The following is a 16927-nucleotide window of genomic DNA, read 5'->3' as shown; positions in this document are numbered from 1 at the left end:
CACAGGCCGGGCGGTCAGCCGATGGTCTCGTACGCGGCCTTGGTGGGGGTCGTCCCGTCCACCGGGCCGGGCTCGGCCAGGGTCTCCACGGGCACCGGCTTCGCGGACCGGGAGGTTCCGTACAGGAGCCCGGCGAGCGCCAGGCCGAGGATCCCGCCGATCAGCTGGGCCGCGACGAATCCGGGAAGCGACTGCGGGGCGATGCCGGTGAAGGAGTCGCTGAAGCTGCGCCCGATGGTGCCGGCCGGGTTGGCGAACGAACCGGACGAGGTGAACCAGATGGCGGCTGCGATGTACGCGGCGACTGCGGCCGGAATGAGCCGGGGGCGCCCGATGCGGCCGAGCCCCTGGATGACGAGGACGAGCCCGGCGGTGGCGACGACCTCGCCTATGAGCAGGTGGCCTCCGTCGCGGACCTGGGTGGCGAAGGCTCCGGGGGTCCGGCCGAACATGGCTTCCGCCAGGACCGCTCCGCCGACGGCTCCGGCCGTCTGCGCGGCGGCGTAGGCCAGGGCCTCCCGGCCGGCGAGCCCCTCCCCGCCGGTGCGCCGGGACCACCAGGCGGTGAGGGTGACCACCGGGTTGAGGTGGGCGCCGGACAGCGGCCCGAAGAGCGTGATGATCAGCCCGAGCCCGATGGCGGACGCGGCCGAGTTGGCGAGGAGGGCGACACCGGTGTCGCGGCTGAGCTCAGCCGCCTGGATTCCGGAGCCGATCACGACCACGAGCAGGCCTGCCGTGCCGATCAGTTCGGCGGCCGCACGGCGTGGCAGAGAGGTATGGGCTGTCATGGTTTCTCCCCCTGGGCAGAAGTGGCAGCGGAAAATGTATTCCGTATCTTGGAATAGCGATAGAGGGTGTCCATACCGTCGGCGCCCCGGAAAATCCCTGCCGGAGGGGCGCCCGACCCGGCACGCTGGGGCCATGGACGACAGACGCACCGTGAAGGTGTCCAAATACGTCTCGAAACACCTGCGGCATCAGCCGGAACGGATCGGACTGGTGCTCGACCCCCACGGCTGGGTGGAGATCGAGGACCTGCTGCGCGCCGCCGCCGCCCACGGTTTCGCCTTCAGCCGCGCCGAGCTCGATCACGTCGTGGCCGCCAACGACAAGCAGCGGTTCGCCGTCGACGGCACCCGGATCCGGGCCAGCCAGGGCCACACGGTGGCCGTGGACCTCGGGCTCCCGGAAGCCGAACCGCCCGCGTACCTCTACCACGGCACCGTCGCCACCGCCCTGGACGCGATCCGCGCCGAGGGCCTGCGCCCGATGGCCCGCCACCACGTGCACCTGTCCCCCGACCGGGAGACCGCGACCCGGGTCGGCGCGCGGCGCGGCCGGCCCGTGGTGCTCAGCGTGGACGCGGGGGCGATGCGCGCGGCCGGCCACCTCTTCCGGATCAGCGCCAACGGGGTGTGGCTGGTGGACGCCGTACCGCCGCAGTTCCTGCGCTTCCAGTAGCGCGCCCCGCACGCGTCCCCGGGCCCGTCCCGGGACGCGCCCGCACGCGACCGCCGGGACGGGAATTCGCGCGGAGATTGTCGGACCATCCCCCTAATGTGTTGCCCACTCCGGGATCTGTGAGGGGGGGACCTCGCGATCGCCGAACCATCCCGTACGCACGCGAGGTGACGCCCCATGACGTCCACACCCCACAACTTCCAGGTCGACCTGCGCGGTCTGGTGGACCTGCTCTCCCACCACCTCTACTCCAGCCCGCGCGTCTATGTCCGCGAGCTCCTGCAGAACGCCGTGGACGCCGTCACCGCACGTCAAACACTCGACCCGCAGGCCGGGACCCACATCCGGCTGGCCGCCTCCGGCAGCCGGGTCACCATCGAGGACAGCGGCATCGGCCTGACCGCCGCCGAGGCCCACTCGCTCCTCGCCACCATCGGCCGCAGTTCCAAGCGGGGCGGCGAGCACGGACTGGAAGCGGCCCGGCGGGAGTTCCTCGGCCAGTTCGGCATCGGCCTGCTCGCCTGCTTCGTCGTGGCCCGCCAGATCCGCGTCGTCACCCGCTCCGCCCGCGACCCCCGGGCCCTGCCCGTCGAATGGCTGGCCGCCGACGACGGCTCGTACACCGTGCGCGAACTGCCTCACGAGGCGCGCCCGGAGCCCGGTACCACCGTCGTCCTCGAGGCACGCGCCGGAGCCGAGGAGTGGACCGAACCGGCCAAGGTCGAGCAACTGGCCCGCGACTACGGCTCCCTGCTGCCGTACGACATCACCTTCGACGACGGCGAGGGCGGCGGGCCGCGTCCCGTCACCGACCGTCCCGCCGTCTGGGACCGGCCCTTCCCCGCCCCCGCCGCCCGGCGCGTCGCACTCGCCGGGCACTGCGCTGAGCTCTTCGGCTTCACCCCGCTCGACAGCATCGACCTCGACCTCCCGGTCGCCGGCGTGCGCGGCGTGGCGTACGTCCTGCCCGAGCCGACCAGCCCCGCCCACCGGGCCGGACACCGCGTCCACCTCAAGGGCATGCTGCTCACCGACCGGGCCGACAACCTCCTGCCGGACTGGGCGTTCTTCGTCCGGGCCGTCCTCGACACGGACACGCTGCGGCCCACCGCCTCCCGGGAGAACCTGTACGACGACGAGACCCTGGCCGCCGTACGGGACGCCCTCGGCGGCCGGGTCCGCGGCTGGCTCGCCGAGCTGGCCGCGAGTGACCCCGAGCGGCTGGCCGCCTTCCTGAGCGTCCACCACCTCGGTGTGAAGTCCATGGCCCGGCACGACCCCGAGCTGCTCGGCCTGATGCTGCCCTGGCTGCCGTTCGAGACCAGTGACGGACCGATGAGCCTGGAGCAGTTCGCGGCCGCCCACACCGATCTGCACTTCACGCGCACGGTCGAGGAGTTCCGCCAGATCGCGCCGATCGCCGCGGCCCACGGACTCGGCGTCATCAACGCCGGCTACACCTACGACGCGGACCTGCTGGCCCTGCTGCCTTCCGTGCGGCCCGGGCTGAAGGTCACCGAGCTGGACGCCGGAGCCGTCACCGAGCGGCTCGACCCGGTGCCCACCGCCGCCGAACTGGCACTCGCGCCCTTCCTCGCCACCGCCCGCACCCGTCTGGAGCCGCAGGGCTGCGACGTGGTGCTGCGCGCCTTCCAGCCCGTCTCCGTCCCGGCGCTCTACCTCGACGACCGGCAGGCACGGCAGGAGCGGGACCGGACCGCCGCCCTGGAGAGCGCCGACTCCCTGTGGACCGGCATCCTGGGCGCGCTGCGCGGCTCCGCACCCCGCGCCCGCCTGGTCCTCAACCACAACAACCCGCTGATCCGCCGGATCTCCGCGCTGCCCCAGGAGGCGCTGACGGGCACCGCCGTCGAATCGCTCTACGGACAGGCCCTGCTCATGTCCCAGCGGCCGCTGCGTCCCACCGACTCCACCCTGCTCAACCGGGCCTTCCTCGGGCTCCTGGAATGGGCGACCCACCCCACCGAGGCCCAGGAGGACGAGAAGTGACGAGCCTGACGCGCCAGGAGATCGAGCAGGGCTTGGCGGAGAACCGCGAATCCCCGGGCGGCACCGCGCGCAATACGCACGCGGAAGCCCTGGTCGCCGCCGCCGAGGCGAGCGGCGACCGCGCGCTGTTCCGGGAGACCCTGGACAACCTGATCAACGCCTATCTGTGGAGCTCCGAGTCCTCGAAGCTGCTCGTGCCCTTCGCCCGGCTGCTCCAGGAGTACGACAACGATCCCGGCGCCTTCTCCGAATGGGACGCCCACTCGCTGTTCTGGCAGTTCAAGTGGGTGGCCGCGGCCATCGCCGACTCCCCCGGGGTACCGCTGGAGTCGGCCACCGGCTGGCTGGACGAGATGGAGCGCCGGTACAGGATCGCGGGGTACAGCGAGCGGCCCGTGCGCGAGGCCGAACTGTGGCTCGCCGACGCGACGGGCGACGACGCGCGGGCACGGCAGGCCTTCGAGCGCTGGATGGCGGCCGAGCGCGACGACATGAGCGACTGCCGCGCCTGCGAGCTCAACGGGCAGGGGCAGTACGCCGTCCTGCGCGGGGAGGACGCCCAGGCGCTGGAGATCTGGGCACCGGTGCTGACCGGTGAGGAGACCTGCGCCGAGGAGCCGCACCGGGTGCTGGCCTCCTCCCTGCTCCCGCTGCTGCGGCTCGGCCGGACCGACGAGGCCCGCTCGCACCACGTACGCGGCTACCGGCTGGCGCGCGGAAACGAGAGCCTGCTGCCGTCGGTCGCCAAGCACATCGAGTTCTGCGCACTGACCGGGAACGAGTCGCGCGGCCTGGAGATCCTCGCCGAACACGCCTCCCATGCCGGCCCGCTCGCCAATGCCGACGACCAGCTGGCCTTCCACGGCGGCGTCCTCGTGCTGCTGCGCCGGCTGCGGGAGCTGGGGCACGGGCAGAGCCCGGCCGTACCGTACGACGGCGCCCCGCACACCGTGTCCGAGCTGTACGAGGTGCTGCGCACGGGCGCGCTCGGCATCGCCCGGCAGTTCGACGCGCGCAACGGGACCACCCGGGCCTCGGACCGCTTCCTGGCGCGGATCGGGCGGCAGCCGCTGGTCCCGCAGCTGCCGCTCGGGGTGCGCAGCGCGGCCCTCGCCCGGCCGGCCGGTTCCGCCGCTCCCGCCGCGCCCTCGCCGCCGGCGGAGTCCACCGGGTTCGCCGAGCTGGTGGAGCGGGCCCGGCAGGCGCGTGACCTGGGCCATCCGGGGGCCGACGCGCTGTGGGCCGAAGTGGCCGTACGAGCCGGCGCGGAGCCGGAGCCCGACCCGCTGGTCGCGGCCGACCTGGCCGACCACCGGGCACTGGCCGCGGCGAAGCGGGGCGCCGCGGAGGCGCCGGAGCTGCTGACGGCGGTGCGCGACGGCTACCGGGCGCTCGGCCGGGCGGACCGGGCGGCGCTGGCCGACCTGCGGCTCGCGAGTGTGGCCGCGCAGTCCGGGGCCGCACCCGCGGAGGTCCGCAGGCTGCTCGCGGTGGCCTTGCGGGCCGCGGAATCGCTGGACGCGAGGGAGCCGCTGCGGGCCCGGCGGATCGCCCTCGCGGAACTGGCCGCGATCCGGGTGGAGTCGTACCTGCGCTCGGCCGAGGCCACCGGGGACGAGGAGCACGGGCACGGCCATGCCGCGCTGGCGGCCGAGCTGACCTGCTTCGCCGCCGCCTACGGGGACTCGCTCGCGGATCTCGCGGCGGAGGCCGAGGAGATGCTGGGGCGGATCGCGCTGTCACAGGGCGATCCGGAGCAGGCCGTGGCCCTGCTGGCCGCCGCCGCGGTTCGGGCGGCCGGGGCGGGCCGCCCGTGGCAGGCCGTGGACGCTCTGGTGCTGCGGGCCGGAGTGCTCACGCAGCTGGACCGGCCCGAGGAGGCGGAGCAGGCGGCGCGTTCCGCGCTGGAGCACGCCGACGAGGTGACGGATGCCGAGGCGCAGGGCGTCCTGCGGCTGACCCTCGCGGACGTCCTGCTGCGGCGGGGAGAGGCGGCGCAGGCCGCGGGACACGCGCTGACCGGTGTCCACTGGTTCGACCAGGCCGGTCTCACCGCCGACGGCGGGGCCCAGGCCCGGCTACTGCTGGCCCGGGCGTACGCGCAGGACGGGCGGGCCGCCGAGGCGGCGGAGGTGCTGCAGTCGGCGCTGCCGGATCTGCTGGAGCACGGCGAGGAGCAGGCCGTGTCCGCCCGGGAGTTCCTGGGGGGCCTGCTGCGGCGGCTGACCGAGTTCCGGGCGGCGGCGGAGCAGTTCCTGCTGGCGGCGGAGACGGCCAAGGAGTGGGAGGACCCCCGGCCGCAGGCCGGACTCGCCCAGTCCGCGGCCGACACCCTGTCCGACGCCGGGCTCGGCGCGGAGGCGGTCGCCGCCTACGAGCGGGCGCTGGAGCTGCACCGTCTGACGGGGGAGGCGCCGGTCTCCGAGGCCCGGGTCCTGCGCTCCCTGGCCTGGCTCGGCCTGCGCGAAGCGGTCACCGACCAGGCCGTGTCGCGGGCCCGGACCCTGATGGCGGAGGCGGCGGATGTGCTGGAGGCCGCCTTGGCGGCGGATCCCGGAGCCGCGCCCCTGCGGTCCGAACTGGCTCAGACCTGGCACCAGCTGGCGCAGGTCCTGGACCGGCGGGTCAGCGCGCAGACGGAGCGCTTCGACGAGGACGAGGACGCGTCGGCGTCGCTGAGCGAAGCGGAGGTCGAGGCGCTGCGCCTGGAGGAGATCGACCTCTGGGACCGGGCCGCCTCGGTCTATGCGGAGCTCGGCCCGGACCATGTGCGGGACCGGTTCCAGTGCCTGAACAACGCCGCTTGGACAGAGCAGGAACGGGGCCGGCCGGATGCGGGGGCCGCACGGGTCGCCGCGCTGATCGACGAGGTCAAGGCGCTGCCCGAGAGCGCGGTACCCGAGTGGCTCCTGCCGTCCGCCGAACGTCTGCTCGCCCAGCTGACCGGCTGAGCCGGCCGTCGACGACCTCTGCGGTCGTCGCCGCCCCGCCGAGGGGTGGCGACGACCGCAGGGGCTCAGCCGTTCAGCTGGGCCGACGCCTCGATGGCGATCTTCTCGAAGACCGACTCGTCGGCGGCGAAGTCGGAGTCCGGGATCGGCGTGTGGATCACCAGCTCGGTGAAGCCCAGCTCGAGGTGACGGCCCGCGAAGTCGACGAACGCGTCCACGGACTCCAGCATCGTGTTCCGCTCGGGCGTGAAGCCGGTCAGGAGGATCTTCTCCATCGGCTCGAACTCCCGCCCGATCTCCTCGAACGCCGCTTCCAGCCGGCCGACCTGGCCGCGCAGCGCCTCCAGCGACTGCTCGGGGGTGCCCGCCTCGAAGAGCTTCGGGTCGCCCGTCGTCACCCAGGCCTGCCCGTGCCGCGCGGCCAGCCGCAGTCCCCGCGGGCCCGTGGCGGCGACCGCGAACGGCAGGCGCGGCCGCTGCACGCAGCCGGGGATGTTGCGGGCCTCCACCGCGGAGTAGAAGGTGCCCAGCGAGCTCACCGCGCCCTCGGTCAGCAGCGAGTCCAGCAGCGGTACGAACTCGCCGAACCGGTCGGCCCGCTCGCGGGGGCTCCACGGCTCCTGTCCCAGCGTGGTCGCGTCGAAGCCGTTGCCGCCCGCGCCGATACCGAGGGTGACGCGCCCGCCGGAGACGTCGTCCAGGGTGATGAGCTCCTTGGCGAGGGTCACGGGGTGGCGGAAGTTCGGCGAGGTGACCAGCGTTCCCAGGCGCAGCCGCTCGGTGGCACCGGCCGCCGCGGTCAGGGTGGGCACCGCTCCGAACCACGGCCCTTCGCGGAAGGCCCGCCAGGACAGGTGGTCATAGGTGTAGGCGGTGTGGAACCCGAGCTGCTCCGCCCGGACCCACTGGTCGCGCCCCCCTTCGTGCCATCGACGAATCGGAAGGATCACCGTGCTCAGACGCAGACTCATGCGTTCGAGCCTACGACCGTCCCGATGTTTCACGTGAAACACGGCAGTCGAACCTACGTGTTTCACGTGAAACATCCGGGCTCCGCGACGGTACGGACCCACCGTGGTCCGGCCGGTCCCGGGCGATGGGCGAAGATGGGTCGGTGACCTCGGCTCCCCACTGCCCGGACGGGCCCCTCCCCGCCCCCCGGCTCATCGCCACCGACCTCGACGGCACCCTGCTGCACGATGACAAGTCCGTCTCACCGCGCACCGTCGCCGCTCTCGCCGCCGCCGAGGAGGTGGGCATCGAGGTCTTCTTCGTCACCGGACGCCCCGCCCGCTGGATGGACGTGGTCAGCGACCATGTCCACGGTCACGGCCTGGCGATCTGCGCGAATGGCGCGGCAGTCGTCGATCTCCATGCCGGACGGGAATTCGTCCAGGTCAGAGCGCTTCCCCGGGCCGCCGCCCTGGCTGTGGTGACCGCCCTGCGCAGGGCCGCGCCGGGCGCCTCCTTCGCGGTGGAGCTGACCACCGGCATCAACTACGAGCCGGCGTACCCGCCGTTCTTCAAGGATCCCGGCGCCCACGTCGCCGTCGCCGAGAAGCTGCTCGCCGAGGGCACGGACGAGAGCGCCGCGCCGGTGCTCAAGCTGCTCGCGCACCACGCCGAACTGGCCCCCGACGAGTTCCTCGCCCTGGCCCGCGAGGCCGCGGGCGAATACGCCTCCATCACCCGCTCGAGCCCGACCGCCCTGCTGGAGATCAGCGGGCAGGGTGTCTCCAAGGCCAGCACCCTGGCGCTGTGCTGCGCCGAGCGGGGCATTTCCCCCGCCGAGGTCGTCGCCTTCGGGGACATGCCGAACGATGTGGAAATGCTCAGCTGGGCCGGCACCTCCTACGCGATGGGCAACGCCCATCCGGACGTGATCGCCGCCGCGTCGGGCCGCACGACGGCCAACAACGAGGACGGTGTCGCCGTCGTCATCGAGCGCATCGTGGCCGACCGGATCGCGCGGCACCAGCACGGCGCGAGCCCGGCCTGAGCGTCGGGGCACCCTAGAGCGGGGCCTCCCACACCACGGTGGTCCCGCCGCCGTCCTCGCCGATGCCCGGACCGTAGGAGCTCGCCCCGCCCAGGGACTCGGCCCGCCGGCGCAGGTTCCGCAGGCCGCTGCGCCGCCCGCCCTCGGGGATGCCCACCCCGTCGTCGGCGACCTCCAGCCGCACGCCGGGGCGTCCGTCCGCCAGCGTGATGGTGGAGTCCAGGACCACCTCGATCCGGGCGGCGTCGGCGTGCCGGAAGGCGTTGGACAGGGCCTCGCGCAGCGCGGCGATCAGATTCTTGCCCACCAGCTCTCCGACGACCGCGTCGATCGGGCCGAGGAAGCGGTGCGCGGGCTTGAAGCCGAGCGGTACGGCCGCCATGTTGATCTCCCGGAGCACCCGGGTGCGCAGCCCGGAGGGGGCCTCCGCCGGGCCCTGCTGGAGGGCGAAGATCGCCGTCCGGATCTCCTGGATCGTCACGTCCAGCTCGTCCACCGCCTTGCCGACCCCGTCGCGGACCTCGGGGACGATGGACCGTCGCTGGGCGCCCTCCAGCATCATCCCGGTGGCGAACAGCCGCTGGATGACCAGGTCGTGCAGGTCCCGGGCGATGCGGTCGCGGTCCTCGAACACGGCGAGCCGCTCCCGGTCGCGCTGTGCCTCGGCCATCATCAGCGCGAGCGCCGCCTGCGAGGCGAACTGCGTGGCCAAGGTCCGCTCGGCCTCGCTGAACGGGCGCTTGCCGCGGGCCCTGGGCGTGACCAGGGCTCCCAGCACCCGGCCGCCGCTGTGCAGCGGCAGCATCATGCAGGGGCCGTACTGGCTGGTCAGCTTGCTGATCATGCGCGGGTCGGAGGCCGCGTCGTCCACGAAGACGGGCTCGCCCTGCAGAAGGCTGTGCACGACCGGGCTCTCCGCGGGGATCACCACGCCGAGCGAGGTCGCCGGGTTCTCGGCGGAGACGGCGACGATCTCCATCCCGCCTTCCTCGGCCGGCAGCATGACGATCCCGGCGGAGGAGTCGGCCAGGCGGCGGGCCTGCTCGGCCACCACCGCGAGGGCGTCGTCCGCGTCCCCGCCGGACAGCAGGGCGGTGGTGACGGCCACCGAGCCGTCGATCCAGCGCTCCCGCTGGGTGGCGGCCTCGTACAGCCGGGCGTTGCCGATGGCGATGCCCGCCTCGGTGGCCAGCACCCGGACCATGTGGACGTCGTAGTCGTTGAACGGGCCGCCGCCGTTCTTCTCGGCAAGGTACAGATTGCCGAAGATCTCACCCTGCACGCGGATCGGGACACCGAGGAACGTCTTCATGGTCGGATGGTGCGGCGGGAAGCCCGCCGAGCGCGGATCCTTCGTCAGATCCTCGAGCTGGACCGTGTCGGGATGCGAGATCAGCGCTCCGAGCAGACCCCGTTTCCCGTCCGGACGGTGCCCGATCTTCCGGGCCAGCTCGGAGCTGACCCCGAAGGTGACGAAGTCCGAAAGTCCGCGGCCCTCGATGTCGACGACGCCGATCGCCGCGTAGCGGGCGTCGGCGAGCTCGGCCGCGGTCTCGCAGATCCTGTCCAGTGTGGAGTGCAGTTCGAGCCCGGTACCGACCGACCTCATGGCCTCCAGCAGTTGCGGCACCCGGGCCGTGAGCTCGGTGGACAGGCCTTGCAGACTCCTGGTGGCCTGGGTGGCGGCCTCCAGGGGGTCCGGTGTACCCGGTGATGGTTCCGGCGGTTCCTGGGACTCCTGCACTGACATGCCCTTGAGCCTAGTTAGTCCGGATTAGTGGGGAAAGTCGGCATGGTGAAAGTCGGCCACCGTCCCGTCGGCCGTTGTCCCATCGGCCTCCCTCTCCCGCTCCAGCAGCCGCCGCAGCGGCCCCTCGGCGGCGGCCAGCTCCGCGTAGGTGCCGCGCTGCACGACCTCGCCGCCGTCGAGCACGAGCACCTCGTCGACAGCCTCCAGCCCGGCCATCCGGTGCGTGATCAGGACGGTGGTACGGCCCTCGGTCGCCGCCAGCAGGTCCGCCGTCAGCGCGTCCGCCGTGGCCAGGTCCAGATGCTCGGCCGGCTCGTCCAGCACCAGTACGGGGAAGTCCGCCAGGAGCGCCCGGGCCAGGGCCAGGCGCTGGCGCTGGCCGCCCGAGATGCGCTCACCGTGCTCGCCGACCAGGGTGTCGATCCCCTCCGGAAGCCCGTCGGCCCACTCCAGGAGCCGCGCCGCGGCGAGCGCCTCCCGCAGTTCCTCCTCGCTCGCTCCGGTCCGGGCCAGCCGCAGGTTCTCCCGTACCGAGCTGTCGAAGAGGTGCGCGTCCTGGGCGCAGAGCCCCACGAGGGTCCGGACGTCGTCGCCGTCGAGCGCGCACGCGTCGGTCCCGCCCAGGGTGTACGTGCCCGCGCGCGGGTCCAGGAAGCGCAGCAGGACCTGCGCCAGGGTGGTCTTTCCCGAGCCCGAAGGACCGACGACGGCGATGCGCCGGCCGGATTCCAGCGTCAGGTCCACGTCCCGCAGCGCGTCCCGCTCCTGGCCCGGGTGCCGGGCGGAGAGCCCCGTCAGCCGCAGCGGGAAGGGCGAGCCGGGCGCGGCGGCGGCCTGCCGCGGCTCGGCGACCGGCGCCGGTGCGTCGATGACCTCGTAGACCCGCTCGGCGCTGCGGCGCACCCGCTGGCGGTACTGGACCGCGAGCGGAAGGCCGTTGACCGCCTCGAACGCCGCGAGGGGGGTCAGCACGGCGACGGCCATGGCCACCCCGGACAGCCTCCCGTCGTGCACCGCGTTCGCTGCCACGCCCGCGGCGGCCACGACGGTCAGGCCGCAGACGAGCGCGGACAGCCCGCCGCCCAGCCCGGCGGCGGCCGCTCCGCGCGCGGCGATCCGCGTCAGCACCCCGTCGCTCTCCCGGGCCCGGTCCTTGCGGTCCTCCAGCGCCCCGGCGACCGCCAGCTCCGCGGTGCCGGTCAGCAGATCCGCCACGCGGGTGGCGAGCTCACCCCGTGCGGGGGAGAGCCGGCGTTCCGCACGCCGTGCGCAGGCACCGCTGACGAGCGGTACGCCGACTCCGGCGGCGAGCAGTCCGACGGCGAGCGCGGCTCCGGCCTCCGGCAGCAGCCAGGTGGTGAAGGCGACCGAGCCGGATCCGACGAGGACCGCGGTCCCGACCGGCAGCAGCCAGCGCAGCCAGTAGTCCTGCAGGGCGTCGGCGTCGGCCACCAGCCGGGTCAGCAGGTCACCGCGCCGGTGCTCGCGCAGCCCGGCGGGGGCGATGCGCTCCAGCCTGCGGTACACGGAGACCCGCAGGTCGGCGAGCATCCGCAGCACGGCGTCGTGCGATACGAGGCGCTCCGCGTACCGGAAGACGGCCCGGCCCATTCCGAAGGCGCGGGTGGCGGTCACGGCCACCATCAGATAGAGCACGGGAGGCTGCTCGGAGGCCCGCGAGATCAACCAGCCGGACACCGCCATCAGCCCCACGCTGCACCCCACGGCCAGCGCTCCGAGCAGCAGCCCGAGCCGGAAGCGGCCCTGCCACGCCTGGGCAGCGGCCCGTACCCGGCGCAGCGGATCACCTCCGCCCGAGTCGCTCCCGCCCACGGCGCGCTCCCGCTCGGCCGCGGCGCCGAGGATCCACTCCCCGGCGTCGGGCGAGGACGGGCCGGGAACCCCGGTGCGGGGGGCGGCGGGCCGGGGGAGCGCCCCGGGGGCGGCTGCCGCCGCGGCCAGCGGCACCACGCGGTCGGCCACGGCCAGCAGCGCCGGCCGGTGCACGACCAGCAGGACGGTCCGGCCCACGGCCAGCCGCCGGACGGCGTCCACCACCCCGGCCTCCGTCTCGCCGTCCAGTGCCGCGGTCGGCTCGTCCAGCAGCAGCACCGGCCGGTCCGCCAGGAACGCCCTGGCCAGCGCCAGGCGCTGGCGCTGGCCGGCGGACAGCCCCACACCGCCCTCGCCCAGTGCGGTCTCGATCCCGCGCGGCAGGGCGGCCACGAACTCCCAGGCCCCCGCGTCCTCCAGGGCCCGGACCACCTCCTGGGCACTGGCCTCGGGACGGGCCAGCCGTACGTTCTCGCCGATGGTCCCGGCGAACAGGTGCGGGCGCTGCGGAACCCACGCCACCCGCTGCCGCCACTGCTCCGGCGAGAGCGCTGCGAGGTCCGCTCCGGCGATCCGGACCCGGCCCGCGGTCGGTGCGACGAACCCCAGCAGGACCTGGAGCAGGGTGGACTTCCCGACCCCGCTCGGTCCGGTGAGCGCCACGCACTCGCCCGGTTCGACGGTCAGCGAGAGGGGCCCGGGCGAGTCCTGGCCCCGGCCTTCGTACCGGACGGCCACCCCGTCGATCTCGATGCGCAGGGGAGCTCCGGCCGGCAGGACGGCCCCGCCGGCCGGACGCGCGACGGGGGTCTCGAGGACCTCGAAGATCTCCTCCGCGGCCGCCAGGCCCTCGGCGGCCGCGTGGTACTGCGCGCCGACCTGCCGCAACGGCAGGTACGCCTCGGGCGCCAGGATCAGGATGACCAGTCCGGTGTAGAGGTCCAGCTCGCCGTGGACCAGGCGCATGCCGATGGTGACCGCCACCAGCGCCACCGACAGGGTCGCCAGCAGCTCCAGCGCGAAGGAGGAGAGGAAGGCGATGCGCAGGGTCCGCATCGTCGCGCGACGGTAGTCGTCGGTGATCTTGCGGATCGACTCGGCCTGCGCCTTGGCCCGCCCGAAGACCTTCAGGGTGGGGAGTCCGGCCACCACGTCGAGAAAGTGCCCCGACAGGCGTGACAGCAGCCTCCACTGACGGTCCATCCGGGACTGGGTGGCCATGCCGATGAGCACCATGAACAGCGGGATCAGGGGAAGCGTGACGACGATGATGGCCGCTGACACCCAGTCCTCGGTGACGATCCGGGCGAGCACCGCCATCGGTACGACCACCGCGAGCCCCAGCTGGGGCAGGTAGCGGGAGAAGTAGTCGTCGAGCGCGTCCACGCCCCGGGTGGCCAGCGCGACCAGCGACCCGGTCCGCTGGCCGTTCAGCCAGCCGGGTCCCAGATCCGCGGCCCGGTCCAGCAGCCGGCCCCGAAGTTCGGACTTGACCGCCGCACCGGCCCGGTGCGCGGCCAGCTCCGTCAGCCAGGCGATGAGGCCGCGGCCCAGCGCCACCGCCGCGAGCAGCAGAAGCGGCGTCCGCAGCGCGGCGCCGCCCAGACCCTCCTCGAACGCGCCGACCACGATCTCGGCGATCAGCATGGCCTGGCCGACGACCAGCCCCGCCCCGGCAAGGCCGAGGGCCACCACCGCGCCCAGGAAGAGGCGGGTGGAGCGGGCGTACCGAAGCAGGCGCGGGTCGATCGGTTTCACGTGAAACATCCCCCAGGCAGGGTCGGTCGGTCAGGCAGGAGGGTCCGGGCGGCGGGCGGCGGCGCGACGCGACTCAGTGGGCGTCGACGATGTGCTGCGTCCCGATCCGCTTGCGGAACACCCAGTAGGTCCAGCCCTGGTACAGCAGGACCAGCGGCGTGGCCACTCCCGCGCACCAGGTCATGATCTTCAGGGTGTACGGGCTGGACGAGGCGTTGGTGACCGTGAGGCTCCAGGCATCGTCCAGGGAGGACGGCATGACGTTGGGGAACAGCGTCATGAACAGCATCGTGAAGGCCGCCGCGATGGTGACCCCGGACAGGGCGAACGCCCAGCCCTCACGGCCCGCCCGGGTGTACCCGAGTGCCCCGACCAGTGCGAGCACCGCGACCGCCATGGCGACCAGGCTCTTGGCGTCGCCGCGCGTGAACTGGGTCCAGGTCAGGAAGACCACGGCCAGCACCGCGGTGGCCGTACCCAGCCGGGTCGCCAGCCTGCGCGAGCGGTCCCGGATGTCACCGACCGTCTTGAGCGAGGTGAAGACCGCGCCGTGGAAGGTGAACAGGGTCAGCGTGACCAGGCCGCCGAGGAGCGCGTAGCCGTTGAGGAGGTCGAGCAGGCTGCCGACGTACTCCTTGCTCTGGTCGATCTTCACACCGCGGACGATGTTGGCGAAGGCCACGCCCCACAGGAACGCGGGGATCAGCGAGGTCCAGAAGATCGCGTGTTCCCAGTTGGTCTGCCACTTGTCCTCGGGGCGCTTGTGCCGGTACTCGAACGCCACCCCCCGGATGATCAGGCAGACCAGGATGAGCAGCAGGGGCAGGTAGAACCCGGAGAAGAGGGTGGCGTACCAGTCGGGGAAGGCGGCGAAGGTCGCGCCGCCCGCGGTGAGCAGCCATACCTCGTTGCCGTCCCAGACGGGCCCGATCGTGTTGATCAGGACCCGCTTCTCCGTACGGTCGCGGGCGAGCAGCTTGGTCAGGACGCCGACTCCGAAGTCGAAGCCCTCGAGGAAGAAGTAGCCGATCCACAGAACGGCGATGAGTACGAACCAGACGTCGTGGAGTTGCATCGTGCGGTCTCCTCAGCCTCAGTACGAGAAGGCCATCGGCCGGTCGGGGTTCTTGTCGTCCCCGCCGATCTTGGTGGGGGGGTTGAGGTCGGCCTCGGTGAGCTCGGGGGGCCCGAGCTTGACGTACTTCACGAGCAGCTTGACCTCGATCACCGCGAGCACCGCGTAGAGGGCGGTGAAGCCGATCATGGATGTCAGGACCTCGCCCTGGGAGACGCCCGGCGAGACGGCGTCCCGGGTGCGCAGCACGCCGTAGACCACCCAGGGCTGGCGGCCCATCTCGGTGAATATCCAGCCCCAGGAGCTGGCGATGAGCGGGAAGCCCATGGTCCACAGGGCGACGATCCAGTACAGCTGTCCCCACTTGGGGCTGAGCGCCCGCTTGAAGAGGACCAGGTTCGGGACCTCGTCCTCTGAGGTCCGCAGCCCCGGCGGCAGCATGAACTTCTTGCGGGTCAGCCACAGCCCCAGCACGCCTATGCCGAGCGAGGCCATGCCGAAGCCGATCATCCAGCGGAAGCCCCAGTAGGCGACGGGGATGTTGGGCCGGTAGTCGCCGGGCCCGAACTTCTCCTGCTCGGCCTTGTTGACGTCGTTGATGCCCGGGACGAAGGAGGTGAAGTCGTCGTTCGCCAGGAAGGACAGCAGGCCCGGGATCTCTATCGCGACCTTGTTGTGGCCCTTGTCGACATCGCCGTAGGCGAAGATCGAGAAGGGGGCCGGCGCCTCGCCGTCCCACAGCGCCTCGGCGGCGGCCATCTTCATCGGCTGCTGCTTGAACATGACCTTGCCGAGCAGGTCGCCGCTGATGGCGGTGCCCAGGCCGGCGATGATCAAGGTGACCAGGCCCAGCCGCAGCGAGGTCCGCATCACGGGGATGTGCTTCTTGCGCGCCAGGTGGAAGGCGGCGATGCCGACCATGAACGCGCCGCCGACCAGGAAGGCGGCCGTGATGGTGTGGAAGAACTGGGTGAGCGCGGTGTTCTGGGTGAGCACGAGCCAGAAGTCGGTGAGCTCGGCCCGGCCCCGCTCCTCGTTGATGCGGTAGCCGACCGGGTGCTGCATCCAGGAATTGGCCGCCAGGATGAAGTAGGCGGACAGGATGGTGCCGATGGACACCATCCAGATGCAGGCCAGGTGGATCTTCTTCGGCAGCTTGTCCCAGCCGAAGATCCACAGGCCGATGAAGGTCGACTCGAAGAAGAAGGCGATCAGCGCCTCGAAGGCGAGGGGCGCCCCGAAGATGTCACCGACGAATCGCGAGTAGTCGGACCAGTTCATGCCGAACTGGAACTCCTGGACGATGCCGGTGACGACACCCATCGCGATATTGATCAAGAAGAGCTTTCCCCAGAACTTCGTGGCCCTGAGGTACTTCTCCTTCTCGGAACGCACCCACGCCGTCTGCAGGCCGGCCGTGAGGGCGGCGAGTGAGATCGTCAGGGGGACGAAGAGGAAGTGATAGACGGTGGTAATACCGAACTGCCATCGCGCCAGTGTCTCTGGCGCCAAAGCTAGGTCCACGTCGTCATCTCCTTCGGGTCGCCGTGGTCACAGCCGCAGTCTGCCTGGTGTGCCCCACTCAAACTGGGAGAAAGCGGGACACGCTTGTGAACGCGTTCACATTCACAAGCATTATGTCGCACCGACTTTCGGATCCTTCAAGCGGGGTCCCTCTAGCCAACACATTCAACAGATTGTTGAATGCGGCTCATGAAGATTCGAATCTCCTGGCCTGCGGGTCAGCTCACCGCAACCCTCGACGAGACCCCGACCAGCAAGGCGCTGGCCGAGGCCCTTCCGATCTCCGCCTCCGCGAACACCTGGGGCGAGGAGGTCTACTTCGACACCGGCGTCTGCGTCACCCTGGAACACGACGCCCAGCAGGTCGTCGAACCGGGCACGGTCGCCTTCTGGACCGAGGGGGACGCGCTCGCCCTGCCCTACGGCCCCACTCCCCTCTCGCGCGGAGGCGAGAGCCGCCTGGCGAGCCCGTGCAACGTGCTCGGCTCCTTCGACGGCGACCCCCGCCTGCTGTCCACCGTCCGCGACGGCGACCCCATCCGCGTGGAACTGGCCTGACCAGG

At 72.4% G+C, this 16927-nt stretch carries 11 protein-coding genes; 5 read left to right on the top strand and 6 right to left on the bottom strand.

The genetic code is table 11. The annotated features are described in order from the left end of the window. Nucleotides 1-14 precede the first annotated feature (14 nt). Complete coding sequence (locus AB0D66_RS02830) at nucleotides 15-791, bottom strand: aquaporin (RefSeq protein ID WP_362295602.1); 777 nt, start codon at nucleotides 789-791, stop codon at nucleotides 15-17. A 133-nt stretch (nucleotides 792-924) separates the two neighbouring features. Between AB0D66_RS02830 and AB0D66_RS02825 the strand changes: the two genes are divergently transcribed. The 3 genes from AB0D66_RS02825 (at nucleotide 925) to AB0D66_RS02815 (ending at nucleotide 6425) form a co-directional block, all read left to right on the top strand. Then, nucleotides 925-1464: an RNA 2'-phosphotransferase gene (locus AB0D66_RS02825; RefSeq protein ID WP_362295599.1), complete on the top strand. Its 540-nt coding sequence runs from the start codon at nucleotides 925-927 to the stop codon at nucleotides 1462-1464. 177 nt (nucleotides 1465-1641) lie between these two features. After that, a complete protein-coding gene (locus AB0D66_RS02820; protein WP_362295596.1) occupies nucleotides 1642-3474 on the top strand; it encodes an HSP90 family protein in 1833 nt (610 codons plus the stop codon). After that, nucleotides 3471-6425 carry a tetratricopeptide repeat protein gene (locus AB0D66_RS02815; RefSeq protein WP_362295593.1) on the top strand — a complete coding sequence of 985 codons (2955 nt, stop codon included), beginning with the start codon at nucleotides 3471-3473 and terminating at the stop codon, nucleotides 6423-6425. Before AB0D66_RS02820 ends, AB0D66_RS02815 begins: the two co-directional genes overlap by 4 nt. A 65-nt stretch (nucleotides 6426-6490) precedes the next feature. Here AB0D66_RS02815 and AB0D66_RS02810 read toward each other — a convergent pair whose 3' ends face one another. Continuing rightward, on the bottom strand, nucleotides 6491-7396 hold the full coding sequence (locus AB0D66_RS02810; protein WP_362295590.1) for an LLM class flavin-dependent oxidoreductase: 906 nt from the start codon (nucleotides 7394-7396) through the stop codon (nucleotides 6491-6493). 125 nt (nucleotides 7397-7521) lie between these two features. Between AB0D66_RS02810 and AB0D66_RS02805 the strand changes: the two genes are divergently transcribed. Next, nucleotides 7522-8424, top strand: a complete 903-nt coding sequence (locus tag AB0D66_RS02805) for a Cof-type HAD-IIB family hydrolase (protein WP_362295587.1) — start codon at nucleotides 7522-7524, stop codon at nucleotides 8422-8424. Nucleotides 8425-8437: 13 nt separating this feature from the next. On the opposite strand, the gene AB0D66_RS02800 is transcribed toward AB0D66_RS02805, so the two are convergent. From AB0D66_RS02800 to AB0D66_RS02785, 4 genes are all read right to left on the bottom strand, one after another. After that, nucleotides 8438-10174, bottom strand: coding sequence for a GAF domain-containing protein (locus AB0D66_RS02800; RefSeq protein ID WP_362295584.1), 1737 nt, complete (start codon nucleotides 10172-10174; stop codon nucleotides 8438-8440). A 24-nt stretch (nucleotides 10175-10198) separates the two neighbouring features. After that, complete coding sequence (gene cydD / locus AB0D66_RS02795) at nucleotides 10199-13765, bottom strand: thiol reductant ABC exporter subunit CydD (protein ID WP_362295581.1); 3567 nt, start codon at nucleotides 13763-13765, stop codon at nucleotides 10199-10201. A 73-nt stretch (nucleotides 13766-13838) separates the two neighbouring features. Further along, on the bottom strand, nucleotides 13839-14840 hold the full coding sequence (cydB, locus tag AB0D66_RS02790; RefSeq protein WP_362295578.1) for a cytochrome d ubiquinol oxidase subunit II: 1002 nt from the start codon (nucleotides 14838-14840) through the stop codon (nucleotides 13839-13841). A gap of 18 nt (nucleotides 14841-14858) precedes the next feature. Continuing rightward, complete coding sequence (locus AB0D66_RS02785) at nucleotides 14859-16364, bottom strand: cytochrome ubiquinol oxidase subunit I (protein ID WP_362295575.1); 1506 nt, start codon at nucleotides 16362-16364, stop codon at nucleotides 14859-14861. A 189-nt stretch (nucleotides 16365-16553) separates the two neighbouring features. On the opposite strand from AB0D66_RS02785, the gene AB0D66_RS02780 reads away from it, so the two are divergent. Beyond that, nucleotides 16554-16922, top strand: a complete 369-nt coding sequence (locus tag AB0D66_RS02780) for a cyclophilin-like fold protein (protein WP_362295572.1) — start codon at nucleotides 16554-16556, stop codon at nucleotides 16920-16922. The last annotated feature ends 5 nt before the right edge of the window (nucleotides 16923-16927 follow it).

It is taken from the genome of Streptomyces sp. NPDC048270, assembly GCF_040652335.1.
In the GTDB taxonomy this organism is placed as follows: domain Bacteria; phylum Actinomycetota; class Actinomycetes; order Streptomycetales; family Streptomycetaceae; genus Streptomyces.
Note: the sequence above shows the minus strand (reverse complement) of the source record. Positions and strands in the feature narration are given on the sequence as shown.

Bases quoted from the DNA above. Each gene is read 5' to 3' on its own strand.
- AB0D66_RS02830 (WP_362295602.1), bottom strand. From the start codon at position 791: ATGACAGCCCATACCTCTCTGCCACGCCGTGCGGCCGCCGAACTGATC.
- AB0D66_RS02810 (WP_362295590.1), bottom strand. From the start codon at position 7,396: ATGAGTCTGCGTCTGAGCACGGTGATCCTTCCGATTCGTCGATGGCAC.
- AB0D66_RS02820 (WP_362295596.1), top strand. From the start codon at position 1,642: ATGACGTCCACACCCCACAACTTCCAGGTCGACCTGCGCGGTCTGGTG.
- AB0D66_RS02780 (WP_362295572.1), top strand. From the start codon at position 16,554: ATGAAGATTCGAATCTCCTGGCCTGCGGGTCAGCTCACCGCAACCCTC.
- AB0D66_RS02800 (WP_362295584.1), bottom strand. From the start codon at position 10,174: ATGTCAGTGCAGGAGTCCCAGGAACCGCCGGAACCATCACCGGGTACA.
- cydB (WP_362295578.1), bottom strand. From the start codon at position 14,840: ATGCAACTCCACGACGTCTGGTTCGTACTCATCGCCGTTCTGTGGATC.
- AB0D66_RS02825 (WP_362295599.1), top strand. From the start codon at position 925: ATGGACGACAGACGCACCGTGAAGGTGTCCAAATACGTCTCGAAACAC.
- AB0D66_RS02805 (WP_362295587.1), top strand. From the start codon at position 7,522: ATGGGCGAAGATGGGTCGGTGACCTCGGCTCCCCACTGCCCGGACGGG.